The organism is Micromonospora sp. NPDC002717 (assembly GCF_040295705.1).
In the GTDB taxonomy this organism is placed as follows: domain Bacteria; phylum Actinomycetota; class Actinomycetes; order Mycobacteriales; family Micromonosporaceae; genus Micromonospora.
The window spans coordinates 289254-307280 of sequence record NZ_JBEOVW010000004.1; the positions used below are offsets into that span (position 1 = coordinate 289254).

The following is an 18027-nucleotide window of genomic DNA, read 5'->3' on the forward strand; positions in this document are numbered from 1 at the left end:
CGTAATCGGGCCCGGCCCCTGCGGCCGGTGCTGTCCATGCGTCAGGGGTTCACGCGCGTGGGCGCGCCGCGGGGCCGCCAGCCGGCCGGCGGGTCCTCACCGACCAGTCCGTCCACCGCCTCGCGGAGCAGGTCGGCGTGGCCGGTGTGCCGGCCGTACTCCTCGACGAGGTCGCAGACGAGCCGGCGCAGGCTGGCGTGGCGGCCGTCGGGCGTGGCGGCGTGGACGGGTTGGTCGAGCCCGCCGTCGGCCAGGGCCGCGTCGAGCCTCGCGCGGGATCGTTCGACGGCGCCGTCCCACAGCGCGTAGAGCTGTTGGGGAGTGTCGGTGGCGGCGGAGGCGAACGACCAGTCGTTGCCGCCGTCCCAGGCCGTGCCCTCCCACGGCGCGCCGATCGGCTGCCCGGTCAGCTTGGTCGTGAAGGTGCTGTCCTCCACGGCGGCGAGATGCTTGAGCAGGCCGCCGAGGGTCAGCGAGGAGGCGCCGAAGCGGGTCCGCAGCGCGGCGGCGTCGAGGCCGTCGGCCTTCCAACGGAAGGTCGCACGCAGCCGGTCGAGCGCACCGACGAGATGCTCGACCTCGGTGCCGGCGAGGGGCGGCTCCCACGGGTACTCGCTGTTGCTCATGGCGCCACCGTAGCTCTGGCCTCCGACAACCCGTGTCCGCGAAGTCACAGACCTTGTGCGGACTCGACCTGGGCCGGGTTGGCCGAGGGCACCACCGACTGACGAACCGGTCAGCGGCAGAGGGAATCGACGAACGACTCGAAGTCGGGGAACTCGGCCCGTGCCGCCTCGATCACCTCGGGCGCGGTCCGCCGTGCCTGCGGCGCGTAGCGCTCGGCGATCACGGTGCGACGGGCGTCCGGACGGGGGCGGTGCTCGTGGCGCGGCCACATGGTCGCCTCCAGCGGGCCGAAACCATCGGCCAGCAGCCACAGGTAGGCCCCCAGGTCGCCGGCGACGACGGACGTCTCACCTTCGGAGCCGAGGAACACCACCGGCTGCCGGTCGACCGGCTCACCCGGCCGGGCCAGCCAGAAGGCGGCCAGTCCGCCGGTGCCGTCCCGGCCGAAGATCCGCAGGTCCAGGCCGTCCATCGAGCTGTTGCCGCTCCAGGCGTGCCACCACTCGGCGGTCTCGCCGAGGGTGCGAAAGCTGTCGTACGGCTCGAAGTCGACGCCGTCGCCGCCCGCGTAGTCGAAGCCGCCGTCCTGGGCCTCCCGCAGCGCGGCGGGCAGGGTGAGTTCTTCTCCGGTCACCCGCGCACCGTAGCGGGGGCCACGACAGGAACGGCGCGACCACCCGGCTCGACCATCTCGACCGGCCGCCCCGACTCGACAAGGGCGCCGTGGCGGCCGGCACGAACGTCATCGGATCGAGGTTCCAGGGCGTGCCACCTCCGACGCCCTGCGGCAATGACACACGTCACACATATTGACCCAGATCGTCAAATGTGATGCGTTAGCCACTCCTCTCAAGTGGACATTCAGCCCTTTCTCCGCCGCACGGAAACGGATCGAAATCAAGGGGTAGCGCATCGCTTCACGTCGTTGCATACTTGCCGCCGACGCACGGGCGATCCCGGCGTGCCGATACCGACCGAAAGGTTATTCCGTGAAGCGTGACCAGTCGCCTGTGCTGCCGGGCAGCGGCGCCACCGACTACGCACGCTATATGCGCACGGATGCGCTGCTCGACCTGCAACGGTCGCCGGCCGAGATGATCCACCGCGACGAACTGCTCTTCCAGGTGGTGCACCAGTCGGCCGAACTGTGGCTCAAACTGGCGGCGGCCGAGTTGACCGAGGCGACCGCCCGGGTGGGCGCCGGGGACCCCGCGACGGCCGAGGCGCTGCTGGCGCGGGCGACGCTCGCCGTGCGGCTGATCACCGACCAACTGGAGATGTTCCGGCACCTGTCCCCCGTGGACTTCCAGGCGATGCAGCCCGCGCTGGGCAACGGCTCCGGCGCCGAGTCGCCGGGCTGGCGGCAGGTCCAGGCGGCCAGCCGGCAACTCGGGCGCGCGTTCGCCGACTGCCTCGCCGAGCGGGGCATCCCGGTGGCGGCGTTGTGCCCGGCAGACCCGGCGGACCCCGTCCACCGGCTGGCCGAGGCGATGGTGGAGTGGGACGAGCGGGTGTCGCTGTGGCGCACGCGGCACTACCAGGTGGCCCTGCGGGTCGGCGGTCACGCTCCGGCCGGCACCCCGGGCAGCCCGGCCACCATGCTCGCCAAACTTGTCGGGCACCGGTTCTTTCCCGATTTGTGGCAGGCCCGACTCCAGCCCGCGGCCGACGATTCCGGTGCCGCCAAGCCCTGACTTCCGCACTCGCCGGCGGTGACCGGCGTCCTCCCATTGTGGTGCCGATTCGGAAATGTCGAGGGGCGCTTCGTGCACGAATTGACGACCTGGTTGTCCGGTACGGCCGACCCGCGCACTTTTCCCTACCCGGCGGTGCTGCACGAATTCCATCGGGTCGGCAAACACTTCGTCGAAAAGGAACTCCTCGCCCTGCTCGACGAGACGCGGGCGAGGGTGGCCGGCGCGACGGCGGCCGGCGGCGACGAGGCGCGGCTGTTGACCGACTTCCTCGACGTGACGCTCGACAAGTGGGACGGCCGCTACGACTACCGCAGCTACCTGGCCCTACGCCTGCTCCGGCTGCCCTGCGGCGCGGACGACCCGCCCCCGGCCGAGGACGACGCCACCTCGCGGCGCGCCCGTGACCGGCTGTTCGTCCGCCTGGTCGCCGACGCGTTGGCCTTCGAGTTGGCCGCCGCCGCCCACACCACCGACCTGCTCCCGCAGCAGCGTCCGGGGCCGCCGGTGGTGACCAAACGCTGCCGCCTCGGCGTCCGGGCCGCCCTGCCCCCGCTGGCCCGCCTCGGCCTGGTCGCGGTCGGCGACGACGAGCCGGCGACCAGCGCCGCCGCGCTGCACGCCGTCGCCGTCGAACTCGACCCCGACGGGGATCAGACGCTGCGGCTGAGCATGCTGCCGGTCCACGTGACCCACGACGAATACCTGTTCATCCGGGTGCTCCAGGCGTACGAGTGTCTCTTCGCCGGGGTCGCGGACGAGTTGCGCGCCGCCGTCGCCGCGCTGGCCGGGGCCGCGCCACGTGCGGCGGCCGACCGGCTGGGGTACGCCGGGAACCTGCTCGGCGCCGCCGGCCCGCTCTTCTCGCTGCTGGCCACCATGCAGGCGGAGTCGTTCCGGACGTTCCGGCAGTACACCGAGGGGGCCAGCGCCATCCAGTCCCGCTCCTACAAGCTCGTGGAGTCGCTCTGCCGTACGCCGGAAGGAGACCGGCTGGACTCGGTGGCCTACCGGTCGGTGCCGGAGGTGCGGTCCCTGGTGCGGGCCGGCCAGCCGACGATCGACGAGGCGTACCGGTCGGCCGTGCGTGCGGGCCGGCTCGACGGCGCGGACCGCACGCTGGTGGCGCGGCGGATGGAGACGTTCGCCGGGGCTCTGTTGCAGTGGCGGCGCACCCACCACCGGATCGCCACCCGGATGCTCGGTCCCCGCTCCGGGACCGGCTACACGGAGGGCACCCCCTATCTGGCGGCGGTCCGCGACGTGCCGGTCTTCACGGTCGGCACCGCCGGCTCCCGCCCGATCGACCCGATTGGAGGCCACACCGCGTGAGTCGATCCCACCCCGCGCCCGGGCCCGACGCGCCCCGGTGCCTCGACGCCGCCACGCAGGCCGCGCTGCGCGCCGAGTTCCCCCTGCTGGAGACCTGTGTCTACCTGAACAACAACTCCACCGGCGCGGTGCCGAGGGGCGCGGAGCGGGTGCTGCACGACTACTGGGAGACGCTGCGCACCTGGCGGGACGACGTGTGGCAGGGCTGGCACGTCGGCCTCGACCGGTACGCCGACTCGGTGGCCGCCCTGATCGGCGCACCGCCGGGCAGCGTGGTCACCGACGCGAACCTGAGCACTCTGCTCGCCCGGGTGGCGTCCTGTTTCGACTACCGCCCGCCGCGCGACCGGGTCGTCACCACCGACCTGGAGTACCCGACGGTGCCGTTCGTCTTCCGGGCGTTCGGCCGCTACGGCGCCCGCCTCGACGTGGTCGGCACCGGCGGTCCGCACCTCGACCAGGAGGCCCTGGAGGCGCGCCTCGACGAGCGGACGCTGCTGGTGTGCGTGTCGCACGCCAGCTTCACCTCCGGCGCCACCGTCGACCTGCCCCGCCTGGTCGCCCGCGCCCACGACGTCGGCGCGCTGGTGGTGGTGGACGCCTTCCAGACCGTGGGGGTGGTGCCGATGGACGTCACCGCCCTCGGTGTCGACGTCGTCCTCGGCGGCGCGCACAAGTGGCTCTGCGGCGTCGGCACCGCCTTCCTCTACGTCCGCCCCGACCTGGTGCCGGAACTGGCGCCGGCCGCCACCGGCTGGCAGGCCGGCGACCGGGCGTTCACGTTCCAGCCGTCCACCGGCTGGGCGCCCGCCGCCCGGCGGTTCGCCGGCGGCACGCCGTACCCGGTCACCTCCCTGGTCTCCCAGGTCGGCCTGGACCTGCTGGCCGGGATCGGTACCGAGGCCATCCGGCGGCACTCGCTGGCCCTCACCCAGCGGGTCCTGGACCGGGCCGGCGCGGCCGGCATCGCGGTGGTCAGCCCCACCGCGCCGCACCGCCGCGGCGGCGTGGTGTGCCTGGACGTGCCCGACGGCGAGGCGGTGAAGCGGCGGCTGGCCGCCCGTGACCTGATCTGCAGTTGGCGCGGCTACCTGCGGGTCGGTCCGCACGTCTACAACACCCTCGGCGAGGTCGACGCGTTCATGGACGCGCTGGAGAAGGAGTTGCACCGGTGACCGTCACCCTCTCGCCGCGGGCGCTGATGAGCCTGCTCGCCAACGGTCCGAAGGCCATGGACGTGCTGGAGACGGCGCTCGGCATGGGCCTGCTCGACGCGCTGGAGCCCGGACCGGTCCGTCTCGACGCGCTGGCCACCCGGTTCGGGGTACGCCCGCTACGGCTCTACAAGTTCCTCGACTGCCTGGAAAGCCTGGGCTTCCTGACGCGCGACGAGCCCGACGACGACATCGGCACGACCAGCTACCGGGCCGTGCCGGGGCTGCGCGACGCGGTCGCCGCGGTGGTCGGCCCCGGCGCGGTCGAGCGTGACCGGGACCGCTATCCCTGGCGGCGGCTGCACGGCCGGCTGCCCGAGAGCCTGCGCGGCCAGGTCAGCATCGGCGACGACGACTTCGCCTGGCCGCCGAAGACCGACGCGCAGACCGCCGACTTCGAGCGCAGCATGGCCGTCGGGCTGGGACCGGTGATCGAGGCGGTGCGGCGGCACGCCGATCTGCTGTGGCCGGACCGGCGTCGCCTGCTGGAGGTGGGCGGCGGCGACGGGACGCTCGCCGCGCACGTCCTCGACACCGCGCCGGGCCTGCGGGCCGACGTCTACAACCTCCCGGCGGTGGCGCCGTTGGTGGCGGCCACCCGGGTCGCGCGGGGGCACACCGAGCGGCTGGGGTTCGTCGGCGGCGACTTCCTGACCGAGCCGCTGCCCAAGGGGTACGACGCGATGTCGTTCGTGCGGGTGCTGCACGACTGGCCGAACGAGGTGGCCCGTCACCTGGTGGAGCAGGCGTACGCGGCGCTGGAGCCGGGTGGGCTGCTGCTGATCTGCGAGGAGTTCCGCACCCCGGACCGGCTGGCGATGCAGTTCTTCTGGAGCTACTTCCTGATCGGCGTGGACAGCTGCGTCAGCCGGCTGCGCGAGGCGGAGTTCTACACCAAGCTGCTCGCGGAGGTCGGCTTCGAGCGGGTGGCGGTGCTGCCCGGCACCTGGGAGCTGGTCGTCGCGTACAAGCCGACCCCGGCCGGCTGACCGGCCCCGCCCCGGCCGCGCCTTCCGCCCTTCTTCGTCGCCTTGCGGCCCGGTCGAACAGCAAGGTCGGCCTCGTCGCGCCTGACCGACCGCAGGGCCGTCCCAGGTCTCGACGCCCCTGCCCAGGGCGGATCACCCGGACCGGGTGGGGCGGACTCACCCCGGTGCGGGACAGAGTGTGGTGACCCACGACAGCCAGGGAGGGCACCATGACGCTCCGCTCCAAGGTCAACATCGCGCCGACCGACGACGTGCCGCTGAAGCCGGCGCATGGCTACCGACTGCGCCGGCAGCGGCATCCGATCGGTGTCCGGGGCGGGCCGCGCCGAGCCCCGCGCGGCTACCGACTGCCCGACGCGGAGCGGCGGCAGATCCGGGCCGCGTACGACCTGCGGGAGCGGCAACTGGTCCGGGCACTGGTGACGGCCGCCGGTCAGCCCGGCGACGCGGCGGAGAACCTGGCCGGGCAGTTGGAGCAGCGGCTGGACGCGCTGGTGCACCGCGCCGGCTTCGCCCGCACCGTCGGCGAGGCCCGCAGCCTGGTCGAGCACAACACGTTCACCCTGGACGGCGGCAAGGTCAACCGCCCCTCGTACCTGGTCCAGCCGGGGCAGATCATCCAGGTACGCCCGGAGCGGCAGTGCCCCACACCGGCCGTGGTCGCCGCAGGCGGGTTCCGCGACGTCGAGGCCCCGCCGTACCTGGAGGTTCGGCCGGAGGAATTCACCGCGACACTGACCCGGGAGCCGCGCCGACAGGAGGTGCCCGACCTGCGCGACGTCCCGCTCACCGTCCGGTCCGACTAGGGCACGTATCGGGTTGTGATCAACGGTGCGGCATTTCGGCCACCTTGCCGTGCGACACCCGCACCGGCGGCGCGCGGAGTTCTACACCAAGCTGCTCGTGGGGGTCGGCTTCGAGCGGGTGGCGGTGCTGCCCGGCGCATGGGAGCTGGTCGTCGCCTACACGTCGACCCGGCCGGCTGACCGGGTGCCCCGCTCCCCCTGTTCGGGAGAGCGGGGGCAGTTCCCGGTCGGTGGTGCCACCGCGCCTAACAGTGCCCGACGGAGGTCTGGTTGTAGACGTAGGACGAGTGGACCAGCCACCTGCCCGCCAGGGGGACACTCCGCACGAGGAACCAGCGGGTGCTCGGGTAGTTGCCGTCGAAGTTGGCGGCGTCGAACCAGCACGACATGGAGACCTGGTAGCCGTTGTTCAGCCACACGTTGGTTCCCGGGGTGCAGGCGCCGTCCCAGCACCTCACGAGGACCTGGCTGCCCTTGGTGTTGTGGACGCAGGAGACCGGGCTGCACGGAGCTGCGCTGGCCGGTGCACCCGGAATCAGGATCGACGCGACCAGGACGGCGACGACGCCGACGATCCGGTGGATCGTCCTCGGGGCGCCCGGCTTCCGCTGCTCGGCTCGCGTCGGTGTCGGCATGACCATGAGAAGTCCCTTCTATCCCAGGCAGTTGATGGAGGAAGCGGCGCACGTGCCGCTGTCGTCGTACGGGTGCCGGAAGGTCAGTTCCAGCTCGAGCACCAGGGGACGAACGCCTGGATCGGTACCTGCGCGGCGCTGACCCAGCCGGTCTTCCAGCCGGCGGTGGTGTTCGCGGTGACCTTGAACCAACGGTTCGTGGCCGGCTCGCCGGCCCACTCGCCGTCGCGCCAGCACCAGGTCCGGTCCCACTGGTCGCCCACCACCGACCCCATGACGCCGTTGGGGCCGGCGCCGTCGGGGCACTGGATCGGCCGGACCGACCCGCAGACGCGGACGTTCGTGTGGTTGAGGACGTAGCTGAGGTCGCCGGCGGCGGCCTGTGCCGGCTGGGGCACGGCGAGACCGGCGGCCGCGACCGCGGTGAGCGCGGCGGCGAGCCGGCGAGGTCGGATGATCAGGTTTGCGCGCATCGCTCCACCGTCCTGTCCGGTGTCGGGGTTCCGGCCTCCTGGCCGGTGCCTGCTTGACGGTAGAAGCCGACGCGGGCCCGCGACGGCGGTCTTGCAGCCGCCACCGCCGGCTGCAAGAGGCCGGACCCTGGTGGGATTCAGCGCGACGCGCTGCGGCGGACGTACCCCGGTCGGTCCAACCACCAGGACGCCGAGCGGCGCGCCGTCGCCGGGAGCCTCGGGTCGGTGGCCAACTGCCGGAGCAGGTCGTCACGGCCGTTGATGCCCAGCGAGTAGATGATCGCCTCCAGCACCGGCCGGTCTCCTCCGGTGCGTTCTGGCCGGCCCGCCAGCCGCCCGGCGGCATGTTCGACCACCGTACGGGCGACCCCGTCCCCGAGGTGCCCGACGGCGTGGGCGGCGGAGACCCGCACCGCCGTCGGGACGCCGTCGGCGATCGCCAGCCGTTCGACCAGCGGCTGTTGGCGCCGATCGCCGAGGATCCGCAACGAATCCAGGATCGCCTCGGCGAGGGCGGGGTCGTGACGGAGCCGGCCGCCGCCGAGTTCGTTGGCGAGGGCGGTCGCGAGCGCGGCGCGATAGGGGGTGGCGGCGACCAGGAAGCGGGTGTAGAGGCGGACGTCGGGCGACGGGTGGAACAACGTGTCCCCGACCAGGACGGGAAGAATCGGATCGGCGCGGAGCACCTGGTCGTGGGTCGCTTCCGCGCTGGCCGCGTACGCGATCTGGGCGGCGAGGGTCTGCTGCCGCGCCAGGGTGTCGGGCGGGGTCGTGACCGGGGCGCGGTGACGGGCCAGGAACTGGCGGTACCGGCGGTCGCGGTCGAGCGAAAGTCCTGCGGCGAGTTGGGCGGCCAGGTGCGCGGTGTCGCGGTCCGCAAGCAGGTCGACGACCAGGGGAACGAGGTCGGCGACCTGCTCCTCGGTGAAGTGCCCGACGGTGAGCTTGCGCATCGCGGCGAGGAGAGCGCCTACTCTGGCCCGCTGGTGGGTCGGGTCCCGCAGTTGCGCGAAGACGTGGCGGGCGGCGTCCGGGTGTCCGGTCGCCTCGAGGGCGCACACCGTCTCGATGAACACCTGGTTCTCGCGGTCTCGCGCGAGGCTGGCGCAACTGTCGATGGCGGCTTGGCAGCCGACAGGGTGGGCCAGCAGGCGGTTGAGCGCCTCGTGCCGTTGCAGCCAGTCGACGCCGTCGGACATGACCATCTCCGCGACCAGCCGGTCGGTGATCGTCGACCAGCTCGCCGACGGCACGAGCCGGATGCGGGGGTCGGCGACGAGGGCTGCGGTGAGGTCGTCCCACTGCCCGCCGGTGAGCGGCACCGCGGTGACAGCCAGGTCGAGCAGGTTGTCGAGACCCTCGGACGGGTCGTCGGGGAGGGTGTCCCGGCAGAGGGTGAGCCGCAGCGGCTCGGCGGCCGCGACATACCGGTAGAGGTTGTCCAGCGGGGCGACGAGGGTGTTCGGCGGCAGGAGCAGCAGTTCCTCGTAGCGGCGGACGGCGGCATGGGGCACCGGGGTGAAGCCCGACTCCCAGCGGGACACCCGGCTCTCGCTGACCGGGCCGTGCGGCCACGATCCGCCGCGGAAGGCTGGAGCGAAGCGGGACGCCCGGCGCAGGTCGGTGATCGGCGAGAGCACCCGGTTGGTGCGGAGGAGCCATCCGACCGTGGGCGCGAGGCCGGTACGGCGGACCAGTCCGCCAGACACGAGCGGTGGCCGCCGCATCCACCCACTGTAGTTTCCGCAGCCGGGCGACGGCTGTCGGCCAGACGACTGGCGCGGTCGGCCCTCGCCCGCCGCTGCGGTCCGGCCCGGACACGCGGCTCGTTCCCCGGCCGGACGGCATCGCCGTGTTCGCGGTGCACGACGCCGACCTCGACGAGGGCGGCGCCGTCGAGGCGGGTTGCGTGTCCACGCTCGGCGAACTCGCCGGCTGTAGCAGGCGGAAGTCTCCCGCCGCGGTGTTCCTGGGAACGGAATCGTCGGCCGGGACGCGTCAGGCGGATGCCGTTCGGCTCGCCAGCGCACGGGAGAGCCTGCGGACGGCCTCGTCCATGAGGTCGGGTGGCGCGGCCGCGTAGGTGAGGCGCAGGTGCGGGGCCGGGGGTTCGGCGGCGTACCACGGCCGCCCGGGGAAGACCACGACGCCCTCGTGGGCCGCGGCGGCGGCCAGCGCGACGTCGTCGGTGCCGTCGGGCAGGCGGGCCCACAGGTGCAGGCCGCCCCGCGGAACCACCTGCGGGGCGAGTGGGGGCAGGTGCCGCCGCAGCGCGGCCAGCAGTGCCGCGCGCCGCGCCTGCAACGCGGCGCGCACGGTGCGGCGGTGACGCGCCCACGCCGGGGAGGTGACGAACTCGATCGTGGCCTGCTGCAGGGGGCCGGCGACGAAGAAGTCGTCGAGTAGCCGGCCTGCCCGCAGGCGGGCGCCGGCCGGGCCACGGGCGCCGATCGCCGCGACGCGGAGCCCGGGCGCGGCGGACTTGGTCAGGGAGCGCAGGTAGACGACGTGTCCATCGGGGTCGTCGGCGGCCAGTGGAGGTGTGGCCTCGCCGTCGATGGCGAGGTCCCGGGCGTAGTCGTCCTCGATCAGGAACGCCCCGGCGTCGCGTACGGCCGCGGAGACCTCGGCGCGGCGGTGGGCGGCCAGGGTCGCGCCGGTGGGGTTGGCGTACAGCGGCTGGCAGTAGAACAATCGCGCGCCGGTGCGGGTGAACGCGGCGGCCAGTTGGTCGGGCCGTACGCCGTCGGCGTCGGCGGGGACGGGCACCACCCGCAGTCCGGCGGCGCGGGCCGTGGCCAGCGCGCCCAGGTAGGTCGGCGACTCGACGAGCAGGGTGTCACCGGGGGCGGCGAGCGCGCGGAGTGCGGAGGAGAGCGCGGCCTGCCCGCCCGGGCAGATCACCATGTCGCCGGCGCTCAGCCCGCCTCCGGCCTCGCGGGCGAACCAGGCGCGCAGGTCCTCGCGGCCCTCGGCCGGGCCGCGTTGCCACGACGCGGGCTGTCGGGCGGCTCGGGCCAGCGCGGCACCGAGCGCGGCGGCCGGTTGGAGATCCGGGTCCAGGTAGCCGCCGGCCAGCGGTATCGCGCCCGAGGGCGGTAGCGCCAGTAACGCCTGCATGTCCTCCTCGCCCGGTGGGCGGGGGCCGAGCGCCACGGTCTGCCAGGACAGGTCCGACCCGGGCTGCCGCGTGGGCGCGGCGGCCACGAACGTGCCCCGCCCTGACCGCGCCTCGACCAGTCCCTGGGCGGTGAGCTGCCGGATCGCCTCAGTGACCGTCACCGGGGAGGCCTGGTGGCGCGCGGTGAGCTCGCGTACGGACGGCAGCCGGTCCCCCGGGTCGGACCTGGCGACGAGCGCGCGCAGATCTTGGATGACGCGCTCGGCTGCGTTACCGTTACCCATGAAGGGTAAGAGTAGCGCTACTGCCGTGAGTACGGTAACAGCGGATCGCACCGTCGGGCTCGCCCTCGGCGCGCTGGGCGTGCTGGCCTTCAGCATGTCGCTGCCCATGACCCGCGTCGCCGTGCAGGAACTGGACCCCTGGTTCGTCGCCTTCGGCCGGGCCGTCGGCGCGGCGCTGCTGGCATGGGCGTACCTGAGATCCACCGGCGCGCCCCGGCCCAGCCGGGGTCAGTGGCGACGCCTGTCGATCGTCGCGCTCGGTGTCGTCGTCGGCTTTCCGTTGTTCACCTCGCTGGCCCTGACGACGCAGACCTCCGCGCACGGCGCGGTAGTCGTCGCCGTGCTGCCGGCCATGACCGCGATGTTCGCGGTGCTGCGCGCCGGAGAGCGTCCGCCGCCGCTGTTCTGGGCCGCGAGCATCGGCGGGCTGCTGGCGGTCCTGGCGTTCCTCATCGTCAGCGGCGCGGTCAGCGGCGCCCTGTCCCTCGCGGATCTGTACCTGCTCGCGGCGGTCGTGCTGTGCGGCCTGGGATACGCCGAGGGCGGCGCGCTCGCCCGCGAACTGGGCGGCGCCCGCACGATCTGCTGGGCACTGCTGCTGTCGCTGCCCGTCACCCTGCCCGTCACGGCCGTGACCGCCACGGTCCACCGACCGCACGCCGGCGCCGTCGCCTGGGCAGCGTTCGGTTACCTCACCGCAGTCTCCATGTTCCTGGGCTTCTTCGCCTGGTACGCGGGCCTCGCCCGCGGAGGCATCGCGCAGGTCGGACAGATCCAGCTCGCCCAGCCCGTCCTCACCCTGACCTGGTCGGCGCTGCTGGTCGGCGAGGCCGTCGCCCCCGCCTCGGTCGCCGCGGCGCTCGTGGTGCTCGCCTGCGTCGTCCTGACCCAGCGCTCCCGCACCGGAACACGAACCGCTGCTCCGTCGCCGACGGGCGAGCCGGGCGGTTCCGGCGCGAGACCAGTCGTGGCGTCGGCAGCCCACCCGTCGCCGGATCCGTCCTGATGCGCACCGGCACCACCTGGCGCGCCCGGCGGGGCGGCGTGCGCGGGCCGCGTCGACGGTGACCCGCTGGTTCTCCCGCCGCTCGGCGCGGTCCCGGCCGGGCGCGTCGCCAATGAAGGATTCCGCCGCCCCGAAAGCCCGGCATCGCAAACCGTTTACACCGCCGCCGGCCGCGAGGTATGTTACGGGCCATCCATCGAACTCCATCTATAACAAATCGATGTACTGAGGGGTGGAAGATGACTGGTCGACGCGCCTCACGGCGTACCCACGGGCTGCTCGGCGCCATGCTCGCCGCGGCTCTGGTCCTGTCCGGTGAGTCGGTCCTGGCGGCTTCGCCGGCATCCGCCGCCCCGGACCGGGGCTCGGCCGCATCAAGTCGGTTGGCCACCGCGTTCGACACCGCCGCAGGACGGTACGACGTTCCCCGCGATCTGCTCCTCGCCCTCGGCCACGCCGAGACGCGCCTCGACGGGCATGGCGGCAGACCGAGCGCGGCGGGCGGTTACGGCCTCATGCACCTGGTCAGCAACCCGAACCTGCACACCTTGGACGAGGCGGCCCGGCTGACCGGGCTCGACCGGGACACGCTGCGCGCCGACCCGACCGCGAACGTCGCCGGGGCCGCCGCCGTCCTACGCTTCTACGCCGACCAGGCCGGCCTGACCGCCGTCGAGCGCCAGGACGTCAACACGTGGTACGGCTCGGTCGCGCGCTACGGCGGGGCAAGCACCCCGGCGCTCGCCCGGCTCTACGCCGACGCCGTCTACGACCTGCTCCGAACCGGCTTCGAGACGGCACAGCCCGAAGCGTTGGCCGTTCCCGACCGTCCGGTCGCGCCGCAGCGGGGCGCGCTCGCCGAGGCAGCGGGCGGGGTCGGAACCCTCAGCACCGACTACGGACCGGCCGCGTGGGCGCCGGCCAGCCCCAGCAACTACACCGTGGCCAGCCGGCCCGGCAGCCACCCCGTCAGGTACGTCGTCATCCACATCACGCAGGGCAGCTACGCCGGATCGATCAGCTGGTTCCAGAACCCGGCCGCCAAGGTCAGCGCGCACTACACGTTCCGCTCGTCCGACGGGGCCGTCACCCAGTCCGTGCGCGAGAAGGACATCGCCTGGCACGCCGGCAACTGGACGTACAACACCCAGTCCATCGGCATCGAACACGAGGGCTACGTCGACAACCCCGCCTGGTTCACCGACGCGATGTACCGGGCGTCCGCGACCCTGACCCGCAACCTGGCCAACAAGTACGGCATCCCCAAGGACCGGGCACACATCATCGGCCACAACGAGGTGCCGGGGGCCACCCACACCGACCCGGGCCCGCACTGGAACTGGACCTACTACATGGAGCTGGTGAACGGGAAGACCGGCATCGGCTCCGGCACCGTGAACACCGGAGGGGCCGGCCTCAACATCCGCTCGGGACCCGGCTCCGGCTACGCCATCGTCGGATCCGTCGCCGACGGCGCGACGGTCAGCATCTACTGCCAGGCCGTCGGCACCACCGTCACCGGCACCTACGGCACCACCAACGTCTGGAACCGGATCGGCATCAACAGGTACGTCTCGGACGCCTACGTCCTGACCGGCCACGACGGCTTCATCCCCAACGTGCCACGGTGCTGACCGCCCCCGCACCGAACCCGGGCGGAGCGGCCCCCCGCCGACGGTCGACGCGGTGAGAGGATCTGGAGAGCCGAAGGACACAAGGGAGGATGCCGTGCGCTACGTCGATGGCCCGACGGTGGAGTGTGACCTGCACCTGGCGGCCGATCCGGCCCGGGTGTGGGAACTGGTCACCGACATCGAGCTGCCCACGCGGTTCAGTACGGAGCTGCGCCGGGTCCGATGGCTCGACGGCAGCCGGGGGGCAGCGCTCGGCGCCCGGTTCGAGGGGCACAACCACCATCCCGCGCTGGGCGAGTGGCGGACCATCTCCCACGTCGTGCGGTTCGACGAGCCGCAGGTCTTCGGCTGGGTGGTGCTCGACCCGGACAACCGCTTCGGTGGCGGCCCCGCCGACCTACGGCACCCCGCCGCCACCTGGCAGTTCCGGCTCACGCCCGAGGATGACGGCTGCCGGCTGGTCCAGTCCGTGCGGATCGGCCCCGGCCGCAGCGGGGTGAGCCTGGTCATCGACCGGGCACCCGAGAACGAGGAGCAGATCATCGAGAACCGGCGGGCCGCCCTGCGGGACGCCATGACCGCCACGTTGCAGGGCATCCGGGGCCTCGCCGAGCAGCCGCGCTGACCACACCGACGGCGCGGCCCGGCCACCACCGGATTCGAGCCTTCGGCCACGTCGAGCGACACCGCCGCGGCGGTGGGCGGGCCGCACTGGTGGCGCAGCGAGTGCGGCCCCGCTCTACGGCACCGGGAAGTCCAGGTGCGAATGCCGGTCGGGACGCGCAGAGACCACGTCCATGACCTGCGCCGCCACCGCGGAGGCACGGCGGTCCCGGAGATCCAGGACGTTGCCGGAGACACTCACCCGGTTGGCCACGAGCAGCCGCATGATCGCCAACAGGGCGTCGAACCGGCCGGTCAGGTCGAACCGGCGACCGTCGGGTCCGATCACGACGGCCGGGCTCGCCCCGACGGCGAGGGTGGTGCGCACCCAGTCGATCTCGTACGACCGGCGGCCGGGGCCGACCCGCACGACGAGCTGCTTCGTGCGGTGCAGCAGCGCGAGGTAGGTCATCGGCACCGTCAGTTTCTTCCCGAGGTCGATCGGGGCGGTGCCGTCGGCGGGGAAGACCCGCAGGACGGTCTCCAGCACCGGGCCGGCGTACTGGAAGGTCTTCGTGCCCCGCAGTTCCAGGAACCGGCCACGGACGAGGTGCCCGCCGTGGCGGGCCCACCGACGGTCCACGCCGCCGAACGCCCCTTCCTGCGCGGGCAAACGATCGAGCACCCACCTGGACTGCCCGTCCGGCACCGGCTCGGGCATCGGCCACCCGCCGGCGGCCCGCTCGACCAGGCTCTGGAGCCGCGTCGCCACGGCGGGCTCGACGCGGCGCAGGTCGATCGTGTCGCCGTCCATAGTGATCCGGCCCGCGGTCCCGGTCCCGGTGATCCGCCACAGCTCCAGGAGGAGATCCGGGCGACCGGTCAGCTCGACGTGCCGCCCGTCGAGGCCGAGCAGCCTGCACGTCCTGGCGCCCGACAGCAGGGCGCTGCGCGGCCAGTCGATGCCGAACTCCCCGGGGATGTCGGGATGGACGACGGCGACGAGTCGCCCCGCGGTGACGGCCGCCAGGCACAGGGACGGCACCCGCCACGTGTGCGTCGACTCGAACGGCGCGCCGCCGTCAGGGTGCACCCGCAGCCTGAGCCGGATGCGCGGCTTCGGCTCGTCGGGGTCGAGGTCGCCGTAGGACTGGTACGTCGCCTCCCAGTCGTCGCCGTACGACACGAGCGCCGCCTCGCGCACCTCGGCCGTGGCCAGCCGGCCGCCCTGGATGGGAATCCGGGCGCTGGGGGTCCACATGGCGAAGGTGTGATCGTCCCACTGGTGCGCCGTGGACACGCGGTCGCGGTCGGTGAGAACCGGGTGGTGCCTGCGGGTGAAGAGAAAGGCGCTCACGGCTATCGCGAGGGTGAGCCCCAGCCCGGCGAGGAGGAAGGCCAGTGGGACGCCCCGTTCGCCCTCACCGGCATCGGTGACGCCCAGGGCGCCGCAGACGAGCAGGATCGGCCCCGCCGCCCCAAGGACGGTGAAGAGCACGAGGTTGCCGACGAACGTCCGGGCGAAACTTCGCACTGCCCCTCCTTGGCTGACGTCGGTCCTTGACACCACCGTTCCCGACGCGACTGCGGCGGACCAGTTCCAAGACGGTACAAGGCCAGCGCCTGCCGACGGCAGACCGAGAGCGGCGCAGGGTTTCGACGTCGACGGCTGGCTGGACCCGCTGGGCGTGGGCCGGCCCTCCTGACCGGGAAAGCCCGGGGGTGCCGACCCGACGCACGCCTTGTGCCCGTCCGGTCGTCCGCCCCGATCAGACGACGTCCCTGCGTAGGGGCAGGACGACAGCCAGTAGTGCGGCGGCGAGCGCGTAGGCGATCAGCAGCCCGGCGCCGGCCTGCGGGGAGAGGAGTTGCGGTGCGGCTCCGGTCGTGTCGCTCGCCACCTGGGTGAGCGCGGTGAAGTTGGTCAGCGCGGCGGTGGCACCGCCGGGCAGGAACGGGTAAGCCGTGTTCACCCCAGGAACGAAGAGCAGCAGGTTCTCGCCCATGTAGAGGTACGCGCCCAAGCCGGCCAACGCGAGCACCTGGTTTCGGACCAGTGCGCCGATGCCCACGCCCAGTACCGTGTAGGCCGCCATCGCCACGACCAGGCGCAGCAGCAGACTGACGACGACATCGAGCGGTGCGCCGGTGGGGATGTCCCGGACAGCCGTCCCGGCGTAGAGCGCGATGCCGGCCGCGATCGTGGTGATCAGCCCATAGGCCACCCCGGCGACGAGGTAGACGAGGAGTTTCGCGGCCAGCACGCTCCAGCGTCGAGGTGCGAACAGAAACGTGGCCGATATGGTCCGGTGCCGGTACTCGGAGGTGACCGCTGTCGCGCCGAACAGCGCAGGGACGATCACTCCGAGCCCGGCGAGGCCGAGTACCGCCCGGATGCCGGCTTCGGTGTCCAGTCCGGGCAGTGGCGGATTGACGTTCTCGGGACCGATGATGGTGAGCAGCCCGACCAGGCCGCCGCCGAAGACGACCGCGGCGGCCACCGCCCAGATCCAGAGGCGGGTGGCGAACAGCCGGCGGAACTCGGCTCGGACGAGGTGGCTCATCGGGTGGTCCTCTTTTCCCCGGTCAACTGCAGAAATGCATGCTCCAGGTCGGTGCGGCACGGAGTCAGTCCGTACACGCGCAGGCCCGCGCCCGCTGCGGTGTCTGCGATCCGTTCGGCGCTGAGGCCATGGACTCGGAGGGTGCCCGGACCCGTGTTGTCGATCCGGGGCGGGCGACCATCGGTCGTCCCGGCATCGGCCAGTCGCGCGGCGAGGAGGTCGGCGTCAGGAGACTGGACCACGACGGCGGGAACGGTCACCGCAGCGAGTTCGTCGAGGGTGCCTTCGGCCATCAGGCGCCCGCCGCTGATCACGACCACGCCGTCCACCATCTGTTCCACCTCGCTGAGCACGTGGCTGGAGACCAGGACGGTGCGCCCCTCGTCGGCGAGCTGGCGTAGGAACCGGCGTAGCCAGGCGATCCCCCCGGGGTCGAGCCCGTTGGTCGGCTCGTCCAGAAGCAGCACGGGAGCGTTGCCGAGTAGGGCCGTGGCGAGGGCGAGCCGCTGGCGCATACCCGTGGAGAATTCGCCGGTCTTCCGGCCCGCGAACCCGGACATGTCCAGAGCCTCGATGACCTCGTCCGCGCGTCGTACCGGCAGCCCGGCCATGTCGCAGTAGATCCGCAGGTGGTTCCGGGCGCTGATTCCGGGATGACAGCTTGATGCGTCCAGGGCCGCGCCGACGGTACGAGCCGGCTGCGGCAGTTCGACGTACCGTCGGCCACCGATGAGCGCGCCGCCGGAGGTGGGCCGAATCAATCCCAGGATCATTCGCAGGGTGGTCGACTTCCCGGCGCCGTTCGGGCCGAGGAAACCGGTGACCCGCCCGGGCTCCACGGTGAAGCTCAGGTCGGTGACCGCCGGGACGACACCGAACCGCTTGGTGAGGTTGCGCACCTGCACCCGCACGCCGCCGGACGTCGTCGTGATGCCGGTGAGCGGTTTGTCGTGGTCACTGGGAACCAGCCTTTGGATCTTGGGCATGAGGCATCGCCGTTCGAGGTGGGGTGAAAAAGGGACCGGTGGCCGCCGGAGCGGCCACC

At 72.8% G+C, this 18027-nt stretch carries 17 protein-coding genes; 8 read left to right on the forward strand and 9 right to left on the reverse strand.

Annotated elements, in window-relative coordinates; genetic code table 11:
* Positions 1–41: 41 nt before the first annotated feature.
* Together ABT006_RS09330 and ABT006_RS09335 are read right to left on the reverse strand one after the other, a co-directional pair.
* Positions 42–626 (reverse strand): mycothiol transferase, encoded by a 585-nt coding sequence (locus ABT006_RS09330; RefSeq protein ID WP_350704567.1) that lies wholly within the window; start codon positions 624–626, stop codon positions 42–44.
* A gap of 110 nt (positions 627–736) precedes the next feature.
* Entirely contained in the window at positions 737–1261 is a 525-nt protein-coding gene (locus ABT006_RS09335) for an SMI1/KNR4 family protein (RefSeq protein WP_350704569.1), read from the reverse strand.
* Between the two features lie 355 nt (positions 1262–1616).
* Between ABT006_RS09335 and ABT006_RS09340 the strand changes: the two genes are divergently transcribed.
* The 5 genes from ABT006_RS09340 (at position 1617) to rpsD (ending at position 6662) form a co-directional block, all read left to right on the forward strand.
* The gene (locus tag ABT006_RS09340) at positions 1617–2321 is read left to right on the forward strand and encodes a tryptophan 2,3-dioxygenase family protein (RefSeq protein ID WP_350704571.1); all 705 of its coding nucleotides are present in this window, start codon (positions 1617–1619) and stop codon (positions 2319–2321) included.
* A 72-nt stretch (positions 2322–2393) separates the two neighbouring features.
* Positions 2394–3653: a tryptophan 2,3-dioxygenase gene (locus tag ABT006_RS09345; protein WP_350704573.1), complete on the forward strand. Its 1260-nt coding sequence runs from the start codon at positions 2394–2396 to the stop codon at positions 3651–3653.
* On the forward strand, positions 3650–4828 hold the full coding sequence (locus ABT006_RS09350) for an aminotransferase class V-fold PLP-dependent enzyme (protein WP_350704574.1): 1179 nt from the start codon (positions 3650–3652) through the stop codon (positions 4826–4828). The genes ABT006_RS09345 and ABT006_RS09350 overlap by 4 nt, the downstream gene beginning before the upstream one ends.
* Positions 4825–5856 carry a methyltransferase gene (locus tag ABT006_RS09355; RefSeq protein ID WP_350704575.1) on the forward strand — a complete coding sequence of 344 codons (1032 nt, stop codon included), beginning with the start codon at positions 4825–4827 and terminating at the stop codon, positions 5854–5856. The genes ABT006_RS09350 and ABT006_RS09355 overlap by 4 nt, the downstream gene beginning before the upstream one ends.
* A 209-nt stretch (positions 5857–6065) precedes the next feature.
* Positions 6066–6662, forward strand: coding sequence for a 30S ribosomal protein S4 (gene rpsD, locus ABT006_RS09360; protein ID WP_350704577.1), 597 nt, complete (start codon positions 6066–6068; stop codon positions 6660–6662).
* Positions 6663–6907: 245 nt separating this feature from the next.
* Here the strand turns inward: rpsD and ABT006_RS09365 are convergent, their stop codons facing one another.
* From ABT006_RS09365 to ABT006_RS09380, 4 genes are all read right to left on the reverse strand, one after another.
* Entirely contained in the window at positions 6908–7303 is a 396-nt protein-coding gene (locus ABT006_RS09365; RefSeq protein WP_350704579.1) for a hypothetical protein, read from the reverse strand.
* A 77-nt stretch (positions 7304–7380) separates the two neighbouring features.
* Positions 7381–7770, reverse strand: coding sequence for a hypothetical protein (locus ABT006_RS09370; RefSeq protein WP_350704581.1), 390 nt, complete (start codon positions 7768–7770; stop codon positions 7381–7383).
* A gap of 137 nt (positions 7771–7907) precedes the next feature.
* Entirely contained in the window at positions 7908–9497 is a 1590-nt protein-coding gene (locus ABT006_RS09375; protein ID WP_350704583.1) for a hypothetical protein, read from the reverse strand.
* 271 nt (positions 9498–9768) lie between these two features.
* Positions 9769–11175 (reverse strand): aminotransferase-like domain-containing protein, encoded by a 1407-nt coding sequence (locus ABT006_RS09380; protein WP_350704585.1) that lies wholly within the window; start codon positions 11173–11175, stop codon positions 9769–9771.
* 25 nt (positions 11176–11200) lie between these two features.
* On the opposite strand from ABT006_RS09380, the gene ABT006_RS09385 reads away from it, so the two are divergent.
* The 3 genes from ABT006_RS09385 (at position 11201) to ABT006_RS09395 (ending at position 14440) form a co-directional block, all read left to right on the forward strand.
* On the forward strand, positions 11201–12181 hold the full coding sequence (locus ABT006_RS09385; protein WP_350704587.1) for a DMT family transporter: 981 nt from the start codon (positions 11201–11203) through the stop codon (positions 12179–12181).
* A gap of 239 nt (positions 12182–12420) precedes the next feature.
* Positions 12421–13815, forward strand: coding sequence for an N-acetylmuramoyl-L-alanine amidase (locus ABT006_RS09390; RefSeq protein ID WP_350704589.1), 1395 nt, complete (start codon positions 12421–12423; stop codon positions 13813–13815).
* 94 nt (positions 13816–13909) lie between these two features.
* Positions 13910–14440 carry an SRPBCC family protein gene (locus ABT006_RS09395; RefSeq protein WP_350704591.1) on the forward strand — a complete coding sequence of 177 codons (531 nt, stop codon included), beginning with the start codon at positions 13910–13912 and terminating at the stop codon, positions 14438–14440.
* Positions 14441–14554: 114 nt separating this feature from the next.
* On the opposite strand, the gene ABT006_RS09400 is transcribed toward ABT006_RS09395, so the two are convergent.
* From ABT006_RS09400 to ABT006_RS09410, 3 genes are all read right to left on the reverse strand, one after another.
* Positions 14555–15952 (reverse strand): hypothetical protein, encoded by a 1398-nt coding sequence (locus ABT006_RS09400; RefSeq protein WP_350704593.1) that lies wholly within the window; start codon positions 15950–15952, stop codon positions 14555–14557.
* A 235-nt stretch (positions 15953–16187) separates the two neighbouring features.
* Positions 16188–16982: an ABC transporter permease gene (locus tag ABT006_RS09405; protein WP_350704595.1), complete on the reverse strand. Its 795-nt coding sequence runs from the start codon at positions 16980–16982 to the stop codon at positions 16188–16190.
* The gene (locus ABT006_RS09410; RefSeq protein ID WP_350704597.1) at positions 16979–17968 is read right to left on the reverse strand and encodes an ABC transporter ATP-binding protein; all 990 of its coding nucleotides are present in this window, start codon (positions 17966–17968) and stop codon (positions 16979–16981) included. Before ABT006_RS09410 ends, ABT006_RS09405 begins: the two co-directional genes overlap by 4 nt.
* Positions 17969–18027 lie beyond the last annotated feature (59 nt).